The organism is Belliella marina (genome assembly GCF_042682445.1).
Lineage (GTDB): Bacteria > Bacteroidota > Bacteroidia > Cytophagales > Cyclobacteriaceae > Belliella > Belliella marina.
The window spans coordinates 200,396-221,008 of sequence record NZ_JBHUHR010000012.1; the positions used below are offsets into that span (position 1 = coordinate 200,396).

A 20,613-nucleotide genomic window follows, 5' to 3' on the forward strand; every position below is an offset into this window, starting at 1 on the left:
CAAAAGTCAATTTTGAGATTGTCTCACCAAATATTGATTTGACGAATCATCCAAGATATTGAAAATGGGACGCATAAAAAAGGTCAAAGGAGCTGCTCCTTTGACCTTTTTTATTTTGACCTTATTTGCGTACAATTATATCGTCAGATGGATATTCACTTGTTCTTGGTAAGAATGTAGGTGTTCTAATGTTTTTTTGGATTATTTTAAATTGTTATTTGATTTTTAGTTTTAGATTTCTACTTTTCGTAAAATATGAAATTTTATGGATAGAAATTTTACAGCGCTTATTCTTTTGGTATTTGTTTTTTCTTTAAAATCAGAATTTGTCTTTTCCCAAAATGAAAGGTTGACATTCGGTAAAATCCCGGAAGAACTGGTGACTTTGAAGTCATACGATAAGGATCCTGAGGCAGAAGCTTTGGTTTTGTCCCATACTGGAGATACAAGGTTTAGTTTTAACACCTCAACTGGTTTTTTGATCAACTACAAAGTACACAAAGTTGTGAAAGTGATCAGTCAGGAAGGGGTGGGATTTGCCGATATTTCCATTCCGTTTTATGATTTCTCAGGACGTACAGACAAGGTCTTTAACATAAAGGGGTTTGTATACAATGCCACGGAAGATGGTAAAGTGATAAAAGAGAAATTAGGGAAGGAAAGTATTTTTGAGGAAAAGGTGAGTACGACATTCCGGCTGATGAAAATCTCTATGCCCAATGTCAAGGCAGGTACCGTGATGGAAATTTCCTATGAAATCAATTCGGACTTGTACAGCTACTTGCGCGAATGGGAGTTTCAGGATGAGATCCCGACTTTGTGGAGTGAGTACAAACTGGCACATCCAGAGTATTTTTCTTATTCCCAGATCAACCAAGGTGGGGTTGCCTATAAAATCAACGAAAAAAGTACAGCCCAAGGAAGAATCAATTGGGTCAATACGGAAAGAGTCAATAGCAACTATACCACCACTTCCCAAACGACTTCCCAGTCTGTTGATTTTACAAACCAAACATATCACTGGGCAGCTGCCGATGTACCTGCGCTTAGGCCAGAACCATTTATAGATAATCCCAGGAGTTATTCTACCAAAGTTGAATTCCAACTACAATGGGTACAGTTTCCGAATAGCTCAAGACAAAACATTGCGCCAAGCTGGGACAAAATGTCTGTGGAATTGCTGAATGATGAAGGTTTTGGGAAAGTTCTGAATAGGACGAAGTTCGCCAGAGATGTAGTTTCAGGGCTTATCGAAAACCTGGCTACGGATGAGGAAAAAATCTCCGTAATCATGGATCACATCAGTTCTAAAGTTGCCTGGAATGGGAATAGGGGGATTTATACAACTAGATATCTTGAGAAAATATATGAACAGGGAAATGGGAATGTGGCTGAGGTGAATTTTATCTTGATTGCATTTTTGAGGGAAGCTGGCATCGATGCACATCCTGTGGTGAGCTGTACCAGAGACCTTGGTTTTTTGAATCCTTCAAACCCATTGATGTATAAGCTGAACTATGTCACCGCTGCTGCAAAGTTGAAGGATAGGGAAGTGATTCTGGATGCCACTGATGGTTCATTGCCGATAGGGATATTGCCTACCAAGTCTATTAACTTCAGAGGATGGGTAGTGAGTGACCGGAATTCACATTGGATTGATTTCAACAATTTAAATCCTATCAGTGAAACTTCTTTGATAAACATCTCATTTGTGGACGAAATGCTGATGTTGGATGTGAGTAAGAAACTTGTAGGGTATAAAGCAGCACAATTGAAGAGAAATTTTGTGAAAAATGGGGAAGAAAAATTTCTGGCTGAATTTGAAGATCAATTTAAGGAATGGAAGGTCATTGAAGCCAGTTTTGAGAATTCTGAAAACAGACACTTGCCCCTGATAGAAAAGTATAAACTGTCGGGAAATTCAGGTTTGGAAAAGTCTGGAGACTATATTTATTTGAGTGTTTTTGATGACCTTTATTTATCAGAAAATCCATTTAAACAAGAGACACGGTTTTTCCCCGTGGATTTTGTGTATGGTAGAAGAAACAATGTAATCATGTTTATCGACGTGCCTGAAGGTTATAGTGTTGAAGAATTGCCCCAGTCTTCAGTTACCCATTTTGATGAGAAGGACATCGTATTCTCATATGTTTCAAGTATCCAACCCAACGGAAAAATCCAAATCAATTTTACTTACCAAGTGAACCAGACTTTTTATACACCTGAAAAATATGAGCAGCTGAGAGAATTTTACAATGTCATTTCGGCAAAACAAAAACAGATGATTGTATTTAAGAAAACAGCTGAATAATGATGGGCAAATATTCGATAATATTGGTACTTGGTCTTTTGTGCATGTACTCAATGTCTTTTGGCCAAGACTATAGCGTAGCAAAAATAAAACAGGAATGGCTCAAAGAAGCTCCAGCTGTCATCAGAACATCTGTTGAAAACAATTTGGTAGATGATCATGGAAAGATTTCCAGAAAAGTAAAAGTCGCCTATACAATCCTCAAAGCGGAAGCGAATGATTTAGCCGAGATTCAGGTAGATTACAGTAAGTCCAAAGTTTTCAAAAACCTGTCTGGTGTCGTCTATGATGCAAGTGGTAAGGTCATTTCGAAATCTAAAAAATCAGATATCAAGGATTTTAGCAACTTCAGTTCCTATTCGATTTACGAAGATAATAGACAGAAGATTTTGGATATGAAACAGTACAGATATCCATACACTGTAGAATTTGAATATGAGGTTCAATATCCAAATTTATATTACATAGCTTCTTGGTATCCGCAGACCATGCCAATGGTTCCAGTGGAATCAGCAAATGTCACTTACCTATATCCAGAAGATAAAAAGATTCGGTTTTTCTCAAAATCAGCCAATATAGATCCTGACAAGAAACCGAAGCTTGAAAACAAATTTCTGAAATCGGAATGGACACTTTCTGATTTGGATGCCATCGAGACAGAACCGATGATGCAGCATGGAGAAAATTTTATTCCAATTCTATACGCTGCACCTACTTCATTCAATTATGATGGATTTGAAGGTGATCTCAGTTCGTGGGAATCATTTGGTGCGTGGATTTATCAATTAAACAAAGGGAAAGATGTGCTTTCAGCTGCTACAAAAGCAAAAGTACAGGAATTGACAGCTGGTTTGGAGTCCGATATTGAAAAAACAAAGGTGCTTTATCAATATCTCCAAAAGCAAACCCGATATGTCAGCATTCAGTTGGGGATAGGGGGATTGATGCCCTTTGAAGCATCGACAGTTGAGAAGCTTTCTTATGGGGATTGTAAAGCATTGTCAAATTACATGGGGGCATTGCTGAAAGAAGCTGGGATCAAGAGCCATTATGCTTTGATTCATGGCGGTGTAAGAAAAAGACCTACCTATGAAGATTTTCCCAGTGATTATTTTAACCATGTGATTTTAGCCGTGCCGATTGACAATGAAACCATTTGGTTGGAATGTACCAGCCAAACCAATCCTTTTGGCTATCTGAGTGATTTTACATCAGATCGTTATGCATTGTTGATTTCTGAAGAGGGGGGAGTGCTTGCAAAAACACCAAAATATGGGGTTGAGGAAAATATACAAACCATCAAAGCCAAGGTATTGTTGCATGAAAATGGATCTGCAAATTTGAATCTTTTTATGTCAAATGAAGGGCTTCAATCTGAAAATTCAAATTTACTATCCATCTATAATCAATCAAATGAGCAGAAAAAAAAGTGGTTCAACCAAAACATTTCCCTTCCATCGATGGAGGTTGGGGATTTGAATTTTGATTATAAAACCAACGGTTATCTGCCCCAAATAGAAACGCAGGCGACAGTAACTTCCAGAAATTTTGCAAATGCCTCTGGAAGCAGGATCTTCTTGGAAGTGAACCAACTGAATGCTTATAAATCAGGATTGAGATCAGCTCGAAAGGAGAGGAAATTTGATTTTGAAAGAAAAATGGGTTTCATCGATGTAGATGAATATGAATATCAGATTCCTGATGGATACCAGCTTGAAACCATCCCGGAAAGCGCACAGCTAGAAAATCAATTTGGGATGTATCAAGTTGATTTTGAGTATGTAGAGAATAGGTTTGTGTACAAAAGAAAACTCATGCTGAAAGACGGGGTATTTCCTGCGGCCCTTTTCAACGATTATGTGGCTTTTTTGGATCAAGTAGAAAAAGCGGATAGAATCAAGGTGGTTTTGGTGAAGAAATAGGGGCATTACCACAGATGGACACATGTATAACCCTGGGGGGCTTACCTTTAGATGAAGATTTTTGTGTCCTTTGTGTATTCATAGTGTTCCTTGTGGTTAAGTTTTTTCACCACAAAGGAGATCACAAAGGTTTACACAAAGGTCACTAGGTGAAAGTGGGAAAGTGATAATCCACTTTGATTTAAAATCCATGGAGCAAGTAATTCCAAAATTTTACAGCTTTCCTAACCTTCCAGATTCCAAAGCTTTCCTAACCTTCCAGATTCCAATCCAGATAAATCGGGACAAGTTCTTCACTTTTGACCCCTCTTTAATGCAACCTCAATTTGCATAATTTACTGATCTATCAGTCCAAGTCAACCTTAAAACCTTGAAACCTTCCAACTTTAAAACTTTCTTCTCTATCGACTTTCTATTCCTCCAGTTTTAAAATCAAATCCAGATAAAAAACATTCAATTGCATCAACCTAAATCAATAGGCTGCCAGTCTTTCTCAAAAATCTTAAAATTTTATAATCTTTCAATTTTCCAATCCTCATTTCTTCTTTATACTTTTCAGGCAATTGTGTACCTTTGGGACTTCTTAAAAAAAGACATCCAAAACTCAGGACATGATTCTCTTTTTCCAATCCCCACAAGCGGTTATTTACGCAGTACAATCAAAACATCCCATTTTAAAGTCTGATATCGATAAGCTTCTCTGGCTCTTTGGAGATGCCTCAGAAATAAAGTCAGAGAAAGTTGCCGGTAAATTTGCTGGACCTCGAAAAGAAATGATCACACCATGGTCAACCAATGCCGTGGAAATCACCATCAATATGGGGATTCGAGGCATTGTCAGGATCGAAGAATATTTTCCACTGACTGAGAATGAATGCATTGATCCAATGTTGCAGGCAGTTTATGAAGGATTGGATCAGGATATTTTTGATATTCATATTGAACCTGAAAAAGTAGTTGAAGTAAAAGATATCAAAGCTTATAACCTATCTGAAGGTTTGGCATTGAGCCAAGAAGAGGTGGATTATCTTGAAAATGTAGCCAAGCAACTAGGGCGGGCATTGACTGATTCCGAGGTTTTTGGATTTAGCCAAGTGAACTCCGAACATTGTAGACACAAGATTTTCAATGGTACTTTTGTCATTGATGGTGAGGAAAAGGAGAGGACACTTTTTCAGATGATCAAAGAGACTTCCAAGAGACATCCAAATAGGATCGTATCTGCTTATAAAGACAATGTGGCATTTGTACAAGGGCCAAAAGCCCAGCAGTTTGCTCCAAAAACACAGGACAAACCAGATTTTTTTGAGCCTGAGACGATAGAAACAGTCATTTCCCTCAAAGCTGAAACACATAATTTTCCAACCACAGTCGAGCCATTCAACGGCGCAGCTACAGGAGCAGGTGGTGAAATCAGGGATAGGATGGCAGGAGGTACCGCTTCCATTCCATTGGCCGGTACGGCCGTTTACATGACCTCTTATCCGCGATCTGAGAAAGGTAGAAGTTGGGAAAAGGACTTGTCTGAAAGAAAATGGCTTTATCAAACCCCAATGGATATCCTTATCAAAGCTTCCAATGGAGCGAGTGATTTTGGAAACAAGTTTGGTCAGCCGTTGATTTCGGGTTCAGTATTGACATTTGAACATGAAGAGGATGGCAAGGCGCATGGTTTTGATAAAGTAATCATGCTTGCTGGTGGCGTAGGTTTCACAAGAAGTCAGTACAGCAAGAAAAATGATCCTGAAAAAGGAGATAAAATTGTCATCATGGGTGGTGATAATTATAGAATTGGGATGGGCGGAAGTGCTGTTTCCTCTGTGGCAACTGGGGAGTTTTCCAATGCCATCGAATTGAACGCTATCCAAAGGTCCAATCCTGAGATGCAGAAGCGTGTTATGAATGTGATTCGTGCCATGGCTGAGTCTGACGACAATCCAATAGTGTCCATCCATGACCACGGAGCTGGAGGGCATTTAAATTGTCTTTCCGAGTTGGTAGAGACCACAGGGGGAACGATCCATATAGACCAATTGCCAGTGGGTGATCCGACACTTTCTTCCAAAGAAATCATAGGTAACGAATCCCAAGAAAGAATGGGATTGGTCGTGGGAGAGAAAAACTTGGAACTGCTACAGAAAATCTCCGCTAGAGAAAGAGCACCGTTTTATGTTGTCGGTGAGACGACAGGAGATATGCACTTCAAGTTTGAGAATCAAAATACAGGAGAGAAGCCAGTGGATTGGAATCTTTCATACATGTTTGGCAGCTCACCTAAGACAATACTGGAAGACAATTCAGGCAATGCGAAATTTGCCGAGTCCGAATATGAAGTCCAAAATCTAAAACAATATATTTCCGAAGTACTGCAACTCGAAGCTGTAGCTTGTAAAGATTGGTTGACCAATAAGGTCGATCGTTCTGTGACTGGTAGAGTTGCCAAGCAGCAGACAGTAGGGGAGATTCAAGTTCCTTTGAACAATGTCGCAGTGATGGCGATTGATTTCACTGGACATAAAGGCATCGCAACATCCATCGGACACGCTCCTGTGGCTGCTTTGGCAAATCCGGAAGCAGGATCAAGATTGGCAATTGCCGAGGCATTGACCAATTTGGTTTGGGCGCCGATTGAGGATGGTTTGGCAGGGATTTCCCTAAGTGCCAACTGGATGTGGCCAGCCAAAAACAAAGGCGAGAATGACAGGCTTTACAGAGCAGTGGAAGCTGTCAGTGAGTTTGCTATAGATTTGGGCGTGAACATTCCTACTGGAAAAGATTCCCTTTCAATGACACAGAAATATCCTGATGGGAAAGTTGTTTATTCTCCTGGGACGGTCATTATTTCTTCCATTGGAGAATGCTCAGATATCAACAAAACAGTGTCCCCAGACTTGAAGCCAATAGATGGCAGCAAGGTGTTTTACATAGATTTCTCAAAAGACACACCTAAGCTTGGAGGCTCCAGTTTCCATCAAATACTGAATAAAGTAGGTTCGGAGACACCTGATGTAGTGGATAACCATTATTTTGGGCAAGCCTTTATGACTTTGCAGAAGCTGATCGAAAAAGGTGAGGTTCTAGCTGGCCATGACATTTCTTCGGGAGGTTTGATTACAGCTTTGTTGGAAATGACTTTCCCGTCTTCGAAAGTTGGGCTAACAGTAAAAACTGATAGACTTTCAGGAAATGATATTGTAAAGTCCTTGTTTGCAGAAAACCCTGGAGTTTTGATTCAAGTAGCAAACCCAGAAAGAACGAGAGCAGTCTTGGCAAATCATGGCATAGATTACGTTGCTTTAGCGACTGTAAATATGACAGGAAAAGTAGAGCTCACGGGATTGGACTTGGAGTTGGATGTTTCAGAAATGCGGGATACATGGTTCAAGTCTTCATATTTGTTGGACAAAAAGCAGTCAGGGGACAAGCTTGCCTTGGCGAGGTTTGAAAACTATAAATCGCAAACTCTTTCTTATAATTTCAATTCCAATTGTGAGGGTACATTTGATTCATTCAGCCTGAACCCTTATAGAAAAGAAAAATCTGGGAAAACAGCAGCAATTATTCGTGAAAAAGGAGTGAATGGAGACAGGGAAATGGCTTATGCGTTGTGGTTGTCAGGATTTGATGTCAAAGATGTACACATGACAGATTTGATCTCAGGAAGAGAGACCTTGGAAGATGTACAGATGATCGTCTTTGTAGGTGGATTCTCCAATTCCGATGTGTTGGGTTCTGCCAAAGGCTGGGCAGGTGCATTCCTTTATAATGAAAAAGCAAAGCAGGCATTGGATAAATTCTATGCCAGAAAAGATACATTGAGTTTGGGTGTTTGTAACGGTTGCCAGCTAATGGTAGAGTTGGGCTTGGTGACGCCAGAGCATGATGTCAAGCCAAAAATGCTTCACAATGAATCCCATAAATTTGAGTCATCATTTGTGAATGTGACCATTCCACAAAACGAAACGGTGATGTTCAAGAGTTTAGCAGGTCAAAGACTGGGGGTATGGGTAGCACATGGAGAAGGTAAATTCTCATTGCCAAAAGAAAAGTCAGCTTACCATATAGGTATGGAATACTCATATGAGGCTTATCCGGGGAATCCAAACGGATCCGACCATGCGGTAGCAGGTATAGCTTCAGCGGATGGAAGACATTTGGCGATCATGCCACATATCGAACGATCCCTAAAGCCTTGGAACTGGCCACATTATGCCACAGAAAGAATGGACGACGAAATCACTCCATGGGTAGAGGCGTTTGTCAATGCATTTAACTGGGCGAAAGAGAATGGTTGATCAGTCGATTGAGCGATCAGTAGATTAGTGATAGTTAAATAGTTATTAGGATTTATTCCCAAGGTCTGTGTCCCCACAGACCTTTTTTTCTTCCAAGGTTTGTGTCCTCACAGACCTTTGTTTTTTCTTGAAGTATTTCATTAAATATGTGGACTGTGAGGACACAGTTCACGGGTAGATTATGAGGACACAGTCCACGGAGGCATAATCCAAGGGGACAAATCTTGGCTAATATTGGTCTAAATTCAACTCCGAAGGAGTTGGGGGATATCTATTTTCTTTCATTCTTTCCCCGAGTAGCGACTTGGGGTTAATCGAAATTCGTTCCCATTCGGGAACGTTTGTGAGGAACACCAAATTGTTGACATTGAATATAAAGTTATTTTCCCATTTCCGAAAGAGCCTGTCCCGCAGGATTGCGGGAAAATAAATCTCGATTAGCCCCATATTGCTATATGAAGATCAAAATATAGAATTCTAAGAGGTATTACCAACTCCGAAGAGCCTGTCTCGAGATTATCGGGAAGTTGAATCTCAATTAGCCCCACATTGCCATGCGGGGGCAAAAACGATCACGGAAATGCCCCCGTGAACTCCGAAGGAGTTAAACCTCGATTAGCCCCGCATTGCCATGCGGGGTGAAAAGAATCAAGGGAATCGTCCAAACCAACTCCGAATGGAGTTAAATTTTTCGTTTTATACGTTTAAACAACGATTAACATCAATTACAAATATTATTTTCGGTTGGAACAAACTGAATGTATTATGGGGACACACACGAACTTATTATATCATATTGTTTTTTCAACCAATAGGAGAAAAAGAACAATACATAAAGACAGAAAGACAATCCTATTCTCATATATCAATAGCTTATTGAAAAACAAAAGTTGTCATTTATATAGAATAAATGCTGTCGAGGATCATGTACATATTTTCACACACATACATCAATCACTCTCAATAGCCTCTTTAGTGAAGGATATTAAACTTTCTGCGAATACTTTAATCAAGAAGGAAAAACTTTTTGAGGGTTGGGAGGGCTGGCAAGAGGGCTATGGAGCATTTACAGTGGAATATTCTCGAAAAAACTCTTTGATTGAATACATCAAAAACCAAGAAGAACATCACAAGACTACTAATTCCTTAGATGAATTCAAACTTCTTTTGACTGAAAATGGAATCCCGTATGATGAAAAATATCTTCTCTAAATTCAACTCCCTTCGGAGTTGGGGAATATCTATTTTCTCCCATTTTAACCCCGAGTGGCGACTCGGGGCTAATCGAGATTCGTTCCCATTCGGGAACGTTTGTGAGGAGTGAATTACGAGGTTAATTTCCTTTTCCGAAGGAAATAAATTTTGATTAGCCCCGCATTGCAATGCGGGGAAAAAGGAATCAAATGGTTCGTCCCAGTCAACTCCGAAGGAGTTAAACCTCGATTAGCCCCACATTGCCATGCGGGGTGAAAAGAATGAATTGAGTCGTCCCAACCAACTCCGAATGGAGTTGAATAATCTCTTACCACCCGTTCGGAATATAATTTTCCACAGATTTCCCCTGCGGTTCCGTCACGGCCACAGTATTTTGAACTTTGACCACTTTGTGGTCGGTGTTTGTACAATTAAATTTATCCAAAAATTCACTGACTAAACCTCAACCTTATAACCTTATAACTTTAAAACCTTTCAACCTTCAAACCCTAAAAAACCAATCAACATCTTCTCTCCTTACTCCATAAAATTCCCCCAACCATTGTCTATATCAAATGATTCTCCTTAATTTTAGGACATGCAATGGACTACTACTTTTGATATCCCCGATGCTCAGCCAAAGATTAACCACCAATCTTCACTGTTCGCTGTAGGTTCGTGTTTTTCGACCATGATTGGTGATAAACTTCACGAGAGGAAGTTCAATGTGCTAAACAATCCTTTCGGGACACTTTTCAACCCGATCTCCATTACCCAAGTTTTGGAAGATGCTTTGCTCGAAATGCCAGTCAATACAGATATGGTATTGGTTCGGGATGGAGTTTATCTCCATTTTGGAATGCATTCCGATGTGTCAGGATATAGTCAGGATTCACTTTCGAGATTGATCCACAAAAAGCAGCAACAGACAAAAGCACAACTGGAAAAAGCCAGTCACTTGATCATCACTTTTGGTACAGCTTGGGTTTATGAATATGGTTCCTCTGGTCAGATTGTCGCCAATTGCCATAAGCAACCTTCGGGCTTGTTTGAAAAAAGACTCCTCAACTTAGACGAAATCCACAAAACGTATATAGGTTTTATCAATATGTACCGGGAGTTTAATCCAAATGTCAACATTGTATTGACTGTCAGTCCAGTACGTCATACCAAAGATGGTGTTCCTGAGAATCAGTTGAGCAAAAGCCTCTTGAGATTGGCTTGCAATGACATAGCAGAGTCCTTTGACTGTGTACATTATTTTCCTAGTTACGAAATTATGATGGACGAGCTGCGCGATTATCGTTTTTACAAGTCCGATATGATTCACCCCACAGAACAGGCTGAGGATTATATCTGGGAGCGCTTCAAAAGCTCATGGATAGATCCCAAAACCTACCCGACTATCATGGAAGTAGAAAACATCCGAAGGGAACTAGCCCACCGACCCTTCAATCCGGACAGCCCAGCCCACATGAAGTTCCTCGAAAACCTCCAAAAGAAACTCGAACGCCTCAGCCGATCTTTCGACTTTTCCAAAGAAATGGATCAGCTTAGAAAGCAGGTGGATCATAGGAAGTAGGAGAGGAAAAGGATGAAGTAGGAAGGATGAAATAGGAAAAGTGTCAGAGAAAAAAAAGAATTTAAACCCCGAATGGGGTTAAACTTCGATTAGCCCCGGATTACTATCCGGGGATCAAAGTCGATGATGATGCCAACAACCACGAAGTGGTTGAATCTCTTCAATTGAAAAAAAAGTGTCAAGTATTTTCAGGACGTGGCAGATGGATTTTTTTGTTGTTTTGGGAATAGGTACGTTTGGTGGAAATGGCTGTTTTAGGTGTTGAGATAAATAGAATATATTCTAGATATATTAGGTTACATTCTAAGTTAAGTTGCTTTTTGTTTTCTCGTAAGGGAAAATGTTAGTCAGAGGACTGAAACAGTGGGATTTAAATTTCAAAATTCGACAATTTTAAATTATGAATTTTGAACTCCGAATAATGAATCAAAAACCCACTATGCTCTAAATTGTAATCCCACATTTACCATCCCTAGCGTATCTTTGCAACTTTGAGCTCTCAGCGAGACTTTGTCTTGCCTCTTGTGTCTTAGATCTTGAATCTAAAAATCTCCCCTCTAAAATCTAAAATCACCAACTCCATTTCCCTATATTTGCCTTAGGGTCTTTTTCTTTTGGCCCAAAATGAAAACTTGATTAAAGACTATATTTTTGGAAAGTTTATTTGGAGATGCTTACGAACCTCAAGATGAGAAGTCACGGCTTTTTGCTGATGTGATTTTGCCTGTTCCTATTCCCAAGATGTTCACTTACAAGATTCCAAGGAGTCTGGCTGGGGAGATTGGGATTGGATACCGGGTGATGGTGCAATTTGGTGCCAAAAAAGTCCTCACAGGCATCATTGGGAAAGTACATCAAAAGCCTCCCAAAGAATATGACGCCAAACCAATCTTGGATGTTATGGATACCTATGCCGTGGTCAACCCACTGCAAATCAAATTCTGGGCTTGGATGGCAGAGTATTACTGCTGCCATATTGGTGAGGTGATGAATTCAGCATTGCCTTCGGGACTGAAGCTGAGCAGCGAGAGTAAAATCCAACTTAATCCAACCTATGATTCTGAAACATCCATGTATCCTTTGGATGATAGGGAAGAGGTAATCTTACAGGCTTTGGCTAGTAGGGAGGAGTTGAGTTATGAAGACTGCGAGCAGTTGCTCGGTATCAAAACCATCCATGGGATCATCAAAAGTCTGGTCATCAAAGAGGCAATTATCGTTTTCGAAAAGGTAAAAGATAAATATACTCCAAAAGTCGAGACCAGAATCCGTCTGAGAAAAGAATATGCCGAGGATAAAAAAGCATTGGAAAACCTATTCCAAGAGCTTGATTCCAAACCTAAGCAGGAGGAAATATTGCTCAAATATTTACAGGAAATTCCAGTCTATCAGAATCCGGAATTGAATGTGAAAGGCTTGGACAAAAAAGTATTCTCAGATGCCGGATTATCCATGAGTTCTATCAAAACATTGATCAAAAACAATGTTTTGGAGGAATATAAGTTGATAATCAGTCGGTTTGAAGAGATTGCTGAAAGCGATGAGGAGATCGTTTTGTCAGAAGAGCAAGGTGTTGCCATGGGGCAGATCAAGGAGGGATTTGAAGAAAAGCAGGTGACATTACTTCACGGAATCACCGGAAGTGGAAAGACCGAGATATACATCCAACTGATCAAAGAAGCCCTTGAAAGCGGCAGCCAGATCCTTTTGCTCCTTCCAGAAATCGCCCTGACTACCCACATGGTAGGGAGGTTGAGGAAGGTCTTCGGGAGCAAAATGGGTGTGTATCATTCCAAGTATTCCGACAACGAACGGGTGGAGGTTTGGAATGGAGTCATCAGTGGCAAGTTTTCCTTTGTTGTAGGTGTGCGTTCGTCGATTTTTCTTCCATTTGATAGCTTGGGATTAGTGATTGTGGATGAGGAGCACGAAGCATCATTCAAGCAATATGATCCTGCCCCGAGATTTCAGGCGAGAGATGCTGCCATCATGCTGGCTTGGTTGCATCAGGCCAAAACAATATTGGGTTCAGCGACGCCTTCTTTTGAGAGTTATTACAATGCCAGAACGAAGAAATATGGCTACGTACAGCTGGATCGCCGATACGGGGAAGCGCAATTGCCCGAATATTTCCTTTCGGATATTTTGGTGGACAAAAAGAAAAACCTTCTCAAACTGGATTTCACCAGACTGATGCGGGAAAAGATCCAGGAGGCATTGAACAAGCAAGAACAGGTTTTGATTTTCCAGAATAGGAGGGGATATGCACCTTATATTTCCTGCGAGGACTGCGGCTGGATTCCGGAGTGTGAGCATTGTGATGTGAGTTTGACCTACCACCAGTTTGGTGAGGAGATGCGCTGCCATTACTGTGGATTCAAGGAAAAAGTCCCGAAAACCTGTCCGGCTTGTGGCAGTGGGAAATTGGCTGCCGTGGGGCTGGGGACAGAGCGGATTGAGGAAAGTATTTCCTTGCTATTCCCCGAAGCCAGGGTTGCAAGGATGGATATGGATACTACAAAAAGCAAATACGGGTATCAGCGTTTATTGGAAGATTTTGGTGCAGGGAATATTGATATTTTGGTTGGTACCCAAATGATTACCAAGGGTTTGGATTTTGAAAAAGTAACAGTGGTTGGGATATTGGATGCTGATAGGATTTTGTATTTCCCTGATTTTAGGGCTGGTGAAAGGGCTTTTCAACAGATCACCCAAGTAGCGGGAAGAGCAGGAAGAAGGGAGAAAAGGGGAACAGTAGTGATCCAAAGCAGAAAACCGGATCATTATATATTCGATAAAGTGATTCAGGGAGATTACAAGAACTTCTATGTGCAGGACATGACCGAACGGCAGAAGTTTTTCTATCCTCCATTTGTCAAATTGATAAAGATTTCTTCCCGACACAAAGATTACAAAACTGCCGAAAAAGCTGCAAGGCATTTGCATAACCTGCTAAATGATATCAATGTCAAAAAAATAATGTTGGGACCGGAGAAAGGTCTGATTGGTAAAATCAAGAATCAGTTTATCTTTGAAAGCCTTGTGAAGTTGGATAAGTCTGGAAATGCACAGGCAGTTTTCAAACATGGTTTGCAGTTGATTTTGGAAGAGATGTATGCCAATAAAGAATTCAGGAGTGTAAGGGTAGTAGTGGATGTAGACCCATATTAAAACCAAAAGAAATGGATGCTGGAATTGTTAGTTCGATAAAGAATGAAGATTATATTTTTGACATGGATACAGGCAATCTGCTTGGGTATAGTCAAAGGTTGGTGTTTAGTTTTGGGGAGAGAATTTTGGGTTTGATTTCAAACATCGAAGAATTTGAATCCAACCTGTTGGATTTGGATGGAAACAAACTTCCCCCCAAAAAAAGCCAACTAATAGCTATTGATGACGTGAAGCATGACGGATATCTTGTGATGGATGAAGATAAGCTTCAAGTCAAGGATATTTTTTGGATTGATAGGGAGAAGCGGCAGATCAAAGGTTATTTGGTACTTGGGATTGGCAAGAGATATTTGACCTACCGTACCACCTCTGTAATGGAGGTTTTGGAGAATATCACAAATCCTTATGTTATTTTTGATGACAAATTAGAGGAGGTTTTGATTGCAAATGGTATGCTTTTGCAAATGGTGCCATTTCAATATTCAAAAATGGACAATGGTTTTCCTTTGGAAATGTTTTTCAACGGAAATGAGGAGTTCGACAGGGTAAAGTCTTGGTTGGGAAATCCGGAAAGGGAATTTCTTTTACGGGCTCAAGTACTCCTTGGAGAAGGATGTCCAAATTGGTTTGATATGGAATTCTCTAAAATTGAAATAGATGGGAAGAAATGTATTGGGATCAATATTTTGCCAATTGAGGAGATTAAAAGGGCTGAATATGAATTGAAGAAAAGCAATGAGATTTTGAGAGGTTTGGTTCAGATCCAAAATGACTTTTTTATATATGAACAGGATGAAGTGACGCTTAAAAAGCTTTTGGAATTTATACTCAAGACCTCTGGGGCGGAATTGGGCTTTATCGGGCAGGTTACCACAAAATATTCCGATAAACCACTTTTGAAATTGGATGCTGTATCCGACATTTCGACTTTATCGAAAGAGTCCTTTAATTTATTTGAGGCTTATAGTAGAAACAATTTTTTGTTTGACCATCCCGGTAATTTTATAGATAAATGCATCAATACAAAAAAAGTGATGATTATCAATGATTCCTCGTTGTTCAGGGATGTCAAACAACCATCTGGGCATCCAAGTTTATCTAATTTTATGGGTATACCGATCTGCAAGGATGATAATACCATCGCAATGATTGGCTTGGCGAACAGAAAGTCAGGTTTTGGGCAGGATTTGGTTGAAAGGCTTACACCCTTGTTTTCGTTTTATACAGTGATTGTACAGGCAATTCAGGAGAAGAATGAAAAAGAAGAACTTTTCAAGCTCAAGGAAGAAAAAGAATATTTGTTTTCCAATATTCTGGAGAAAACCAGCGATTTGGTCATCATACTCAATAAGGATAGGAAAATAGAATATATGTCTCCATCGGTTAAGAAAATATTGGGAAAAGACACCTTTCAATTGATCCACAAATTGGTGGAAGATACATTTCAGCCACAGTTCAAAGTTGGAAAGGCACATTACCAGAGTTTGCAAAAATTCAAGACCGATAAAGGGGATAAATGGATAGATGTTTCGCTCGATCTGCTTCTGGACAGCCACAGTCAAATAAACAAAATATCCATCATAGCGAGGGATACGACCACGAGGATCCAACATGAAATCAAACTCAGGGAAGCTCTCGAAAAGGAAAAAGAAGTCAATGTATTCAAGTCCCAATTTATTTCCCTGGTTTCCCATGAATTCAAAACCCCATTGGCTATCATCAAATCGAGTATTGATATTGGGAAATTCTATTTGAAAAATGACCAAGATGCCCAAAAGTCAAAGAAGGTGGTTTTCGATAAACTCCTGAAAATAGAAAATGAAACCAATAACCTAGATCAATTGGTTGTGAAAGTGTTGGAGTCTGAAAAAGTTGATCAGGGTGAGTTTCCGGTCAATTTGGTAGAGGTGGAGATCAATAACTTTCTGGAGGAGATTGTGAATAAGGCAAGGTTCAAAAACCTAGTGGTTTTCAATTCCACCATTGATTTTGAGCAAACTATCATGTGGGATAAGATATTGATCCAAAGGGCATTTGAGAATGTATTGGACAATGCCATAAAATATGGTGAAGGAAAGCCCGTTATTTTTACAATCGCAAAAAATGGGGGGACACTTTATCTGGTAATCAAAGACAATGGGGTTGGTATTCCCCCGGCAGAGTTGAACAATGTGTTTAAACCATTCTACAGGGCTTCTAATATACAGAATACGGAAGGTTTTGGTCTGGGCTTGGTAACAGTAGAAAAGTTTGTGGCATTGAATCATGGTGAAATATTGATCAATTCAATCCCGAATGAGGGGACAATTGTCACATTGATTTTCTAAATGGGAGTATTTTGTTTTATATGGGAGGTTTTTTGTCATCAAAAAGTATGTAAATGTAATTTTATTCAAAATTTCATTTTGATTTAGTTGCTTTTAAATCATTTAATATGTTTTTAGTATCGTTTAAACTGTAGTTTGATTCTGTTTGTAATGGAGTGGATGGTGACACTAAATTAAGTTCGCCAAAATCCTGACCTTCGTAGTAACTGCTTTGAAATCCCTTATACCGGGTTTGTGCGGTTGATCTTTTTAAAACTACGGAAATTGTGGAAACTACTGGGTTTAGATGTGGAGCCAGAAGCCTTCTTTGCTTCTTATTGGTATTTTTAAATACTTCTATTACTATGTCTTTTGCCCAAAATGCCAGGGTTTATGCTGATTTTGGAGTAGAAAGTGGGAGATCAACAATTTTAGGTTTGCCAACTGCCAGTGTAACGAATCCAAACAATGCCAGGGATGCAAACCCTCAGACATTTGCTACTTTAAATGTTAATTTGGGACTAGGGAATTTTGCTTGGATCAGACCTAGATTTGATCATACAGTTCCAGCTGGAACGAAAATTCGAATCAAAGTTGGGAAATCTTCTGGTTTGTTGGAATTAGCTTCAAATGTTAGTATAAGGGCTTATCTTGGAGGTACACAAGTGAGTACTACAATCAACCTGAGTTCGCTTATAGGCTTATTGGGAGGTGAAGAGGTTTCAGAGTTGGTTTTTATACCTGAAAATGCAGGTGGGGTTGAGGTGAGCTTTGATAGAATAGAAATAAACCTGAGTAGTTTACTTGGTTTAGGTTTAAGCTTTGATGTTTACGATGTATATTATCTATCTGATGAGTTTTCTGTCTGCGAATCGGTAAAGGATGTGTTATATGGCAGTACATCAGGTTTGCTTGGAGGTTTGAATCCTGTGATCGATCCTGGGTCGGCATTCGATGGGGATTTGGACACGTATGCGGATTTAAGGGGCAATGTTACAATAGGGAATAAAACCCATGTGACAGCCCTTTTTGATGATCCTAGTAGATCGGGGGATTCTGTGCATGTCGTTTTAAGAAATCCAGGGGGGCTATTAAACCTTTCTTTATTGGCAGAGCAATTTGCCATCAATACCTACATGGATAATGAACCGGTAGAGAATATGGCTTTATTGGAATCATTTTTAACCCTAACCCTTCTTCCAGGTGAATCGGACATCTACAAATTATCTTTTCCGGCAAATCAGCCTTTCAACAGAATAGAAGTGGCTTTGGCCGGTGGGTTGTTGAATGCATTGGACAATTTACATGTTTTTGAAGTTTCAAGGACGGAACACAGTGCTGAAATCGAAATCGAAGATGAAGAAGGCCATGTGTTTTGCGTAGGGGAATCTTTGACGTTTACACAAGAGGTTATTTACCCGGGAGATACTTATGAATGGAGAATAGGAGGGAATCCCGTTGGCTATAATGGATCCCTGATACTGCCTGATGATCTTCCTGCGGGTGATCATCAAGTCGAATTGTACACTAACAGGTCAGGGTGCTTGAACCCCACCGAAGCGACTACCATTGGGATCACTTTGATTGATGTACCTGACAAGGAGTACATAGATGTAATCCCAACTGGTGAAGCGGAAAGAAACGGTGATTATTTTGTTTATTATGAGGGATATAACCCGATTACATTATCACCTGTCTACAATACAGACTTGCAAGGGGATTTCTCATGGTATTTGGATGCGGAATTGACCATGCCAATTTATGATGGAATGGTTGATTTTGATGGGACTGTTTATAATATTGATGGGAATAATATTTTGACGATAGAGAATTGGGTTTTCAGAGATCCGGATACCTATGAGTTTTTCTTGGCCTACACCAATGAACTTGGGTGTATGGATGTGAAACCATTTAATTTTGAATCGATTTTTGTAATTCTTCCCTTGGATATTCTTGATTTTGAAACCCATGTTAAGGCAAGGGATCAAGTCCATATTTCTTGGAAGTCTGAAATGGAAGAAGGTTTTTTTGAACTTCAAAAAGCAGGGGAAGACCTGAAATTCCATACTATCTCTAAAATTCCAATCAATCCTGGAAATAAGAGGTATTTGGTTATTGATGCTTTTCCAATGCAGGTCAATTACTATAGGGTATTGCATGCTGGCAAAGGCCAAAACAATCAGTCATTTTCATCCCTGAAAAGGGTAGTGTTGCCCCATCTCATTCAGGATCAGTCAATAATCAACGTATATCCCAATCCTTTTGTCAATGAAATCCATGTTCAAACCAAAGAAGAAATAGGAGAGGTGTCAAAGATCAGGATCGTTTCCGCAGACGGAAATAATATTTTATTGGATCAAAAGCTAGAAGATGGAGGACCGAGTGGTTTAATAACCATTCCAAACTTAGGTCATCTTCAAAAAGGCGTCTATATTCTTCAAATATATGGAAAGTCAAAACTGTATACAGCCAAGATCATAAAGTAAAGCATAGATGGTTTTCTGTCTTTTCCCTTTTATACAGATAACCAAATGAAAAGGCAGGGAATCCATTTTTGAATGAAGTCTACGTGGTTGACCATTACTTCTTTCCCTTATGCCAAAAGGGATCAACTTGAAATGGCGTCTCTCTTTATGAGTTTTTAATAGTAGTCTCCCTGTTTGAAATAGTATTTTTTGATTGTTTTAAATGGTTTTTTACATGATTTACTCCTTCCTGCTTTGTTTTTCTACTTGCAGTTTTGTTTGTATATGACCATTCTCCCTTTTGGTATGATCTGAATAATGCCATAAAGAATATTGATTTGTCTTGGAAGGTAATGTGTTCTAATAGAGTTGTTTGTGGGATTATTCCGATTTTTTAATAAATAATCTATGATATTATTAAAATTAAATCTTGTTTAGATTACAAAAACAGTTGTTTTGATGACATAAAGAACCCAGTGGATATTTTTGTCTTTACCCATTTGGTAGTTTTGATTTACTATCAAAAAAACCGTTTTTAATATGGGAAAATATCTACCGTCTTTTAGAATCTATGTATTTCTTTTTATTGCAGTATTTGCCTTTTCAAATACGCTGGATGCACAGATCGTAAAGTCCCTTGCAGACGAGGTGACTTTTACCAGTGGGAATAAACCTTTAGGCGGGGCTACAGTCCTTAATCCACTAAATGCCCTGAACGATGACCCGGGAAGTTTTGCCAGGTTGCTAGCTACACCCGGAATTGTATTGGGCGTTAACTCCTATAATGGGATTATCGAGCTTAAATTCCCTGATGCCTTGCCGGCAAACACAACATCCTATGTAAGGATCGACGGGGATTCGGACCTGCTTGGGGCACTTCTTGGCGGAAGCCTGGGCGAAGCCTTGGCAGATGTGTTGGGATTGGTATTGTTGGGTAGACAGGAAATCCAGGTCCAGGCAAGGAACGGCAGTGATATAATATTGGAACGTGCGAGCTCCGATGCCGGAGGTTTCAACATCGATAGGGCCAGGCTGGTGACAGACCAGGCCGGTGGTTTTTATCTGGCAATCAGACCTGACCAGGAATATGACAGGATCAGGATTTTCAACAATTCCATATCCCTGATTGGTTTGGCGCAAGAGTTTACCCTGGATGTATACAATGCGTTTACTTTGGAGGGTGAAGACCCCTGCGGCCAGGCACAGTTCACCTCCTTTGATGCTACAGGCATAAACATTGACCTGTTGGGCCTGGGGAGTTCTGGCGTGGACAATCCCGAAAATGCAATAGACGGTGATTTTGACACTTATTCTTCCATCAGCCCCGGCCTGTTGAGCGTAGGTGGTACAATTTCCCAGTATTTTTA

The 20,613-nt window shown here is 39.8% G+C and carries 10 protein-coding genes; 9 read left to right on the top strand and 1 reads right to left on the bottom strand.

The features are described from left to right. The first annotated feature begins 265 nt into the window (after positions 1-265). From ACFSKL_RS04065 to ACFSKL_RS04100, 8 genes are all read left to right on the top strand, one after another. Positions 266-2,311 carry a DUF3857 domain-containing protein gene (locus ACFSKL_RS04065; protein WP_376883719.1) on the top strand — a complete coding sequence of 682 codons (2,046 nt, stop codon included), beginning with the start codon at positions 266-268 and terminating at the stop codon, positions 2,309-2,311. After that, complete coding sequence (locus ACFSKL_RS04070) at positions 2,311-4,233, top strand: DUF3857 domain-containing protein (protein WP_376883721.1); 1,923 nt, start codon at positions 2,311-2,313, stop codon at positions 4,231-4,233. The genes ACFSKL_RS04065 and ACFSKL_RS04070 overlap by 1 nt, the downstream gene beginning before the upstream one ends. Before the next feature lie 611 nt (positions 4,234-4,844). Then, complete coding sequence (purL, locus tag ACFSKL_RS04075) at positions 4,845-8,528, top strand: phosphoribosylformylglycinamidine synthase (protein ID WP_376883723.1); 3,684 nt, start codon at positions 4,845-4,847, stop codon at positions 8,526-8,528. 765 nt (positions 8,529-9,293) lie between these two features. Then, positions 9,294-9,740: an IS200/IS605 family transposase gene (tnpA, locus tag ACFSKL_RS04080; protein ID WP_376883725.1), complete on the top strand. Its 447-nt coding sequence runs from the start codon at positions 9,294-9,296 to the stop codon at positions 9,738-9,740. Between the two features lie 580 nt (positions 9,741-10,320). Then, positions 10,321-11,304 carry a GSCFA domain-containing protein gene (locus tag ACFSKL_RS04085; RefSeq protein WP_376883727.1) on the top strand — a complete coding sequence of 328 codons (984 nt, stop codon included), beginning with the start codon at positions 10,321-10,323 and terminating at the stop codon, positions 11,302-11,304. Between the two features lie 651 nt (positions 11,305-11,955). Next, a complete protein-coding gene (gene priA, locus ACFSKL_RS04090; protein ID WP_376883729.1) occupies positions 11,956-14,475 on the top strand; it encodes a replication restart helicase PriA in 2,520 nt (839 codons plus the stop codon). 11 nt (positions 14,476-14,486) lie between these two features. Beyond that, positions 14,487-16,802, top strand: a complete 2,316-nt coding sequence (locus tag ACFSKL_RS04095) for a sensor histidine kinase (protein WP_376883731.1) — start codon at positions 14,487-14,489, stop codon at positions 16,800-16,802. 344 nt (positions 16,803-17,146) lie between these two features. Continuing rightward, positions 17,147-19,267 (top strand): T9SS type A sorting domain-containing protein, encoded by a 2,121-nt coding sequence (locus ACFSKL_RS04100; protein ID WP_376883733.1) that lies wholly within the window; start codon positions 17,147-17,149, stop codon positions 19,265-19,267. A 145-nt stretch (positions 19,268-19,412) separates the two neighbouring features. On the opposite strand, the gene ACFSKL_RS04105 is transcribed toward ACFSKL_RS04100, so the two are convergent. Continuing rightward, positions 19,413-19,571: a hypothetical protein gene (locus ACFSKL_RS04105; RefSeq protein ID WP_376883734.1), complete on the bottom strand. Its 159-nt coding sequence runs from the start codon at positions 19,569-19,571 to the stop codon at positions 19,413-19,415. A gap of 215 nt (positions 19,572-19,786) precedes the next feature. On the opposite strand from ACFSKL_RS04105, the gene ACFSKL_RS04110 reads away from it, so the two are divergent. Next, positions 19,787-20,613 (top strand): hypothetical protein (locus tag ACFSKL_RS04110; RefSeq protein ID WP_376883735.1); only part of this gene is annotated, 827 nt, incomplete at its 3' end.